Below are 322 nucleotides of genomic sequence, written 5' to 3'. Positions count from 1 at the left end.
CCCCCCCCCCCCCCCCCCCCCCCCCCCCCCCCCCCCCCCCCCCCCCCCCCCCCCCCCCCCCCCCCCCCCCCCCCCCCCCCCCCCCCCCCCCCCCCCCCCCCCCCCCCCCCCCCCCCCCTTTTTACTGCTCCGGCGACCACCGAGATCTACACCCAGTTGGCATCGTCGGCAGCGTCAGATGTGTATAAGAGACAGGTCTGGTGCGGTGGCGGGTATGGATGGCCTGGCTTCGGCGCGGGAAGGCGGGTTGGACAGCGTGACCTATCAGTCCAGCAAAAGCCCGGCCAGTTGGCGCGGCAGCCCGGCGGAAAAAATGATTAAT

General features: G+C 74.2%; 1 pseudogene. It reads left to right on the top strand.

The features are described 5' to 3' along the window. Positions 1–322, top strand: a pseudogene (locus JHD74_RS26815) (hypothetical protein); the annotation flags it as partial.

Source organism: Serratia sp. ASV30 (assembly GCF_016428815.1).
GTDB classification, from domain to species: domain Bacteria; phylum Pseudomonadota; class Gammaproteobacteria; order Enterobacterales; family Enterobacteriaceae; genus Chania; species Chania fonticola_C.
The sequence above is the reverse complement of the archived record's forward strand: the minus strand, read 5'-3'. Positions and strand labels throughout refer to the sequence as shown.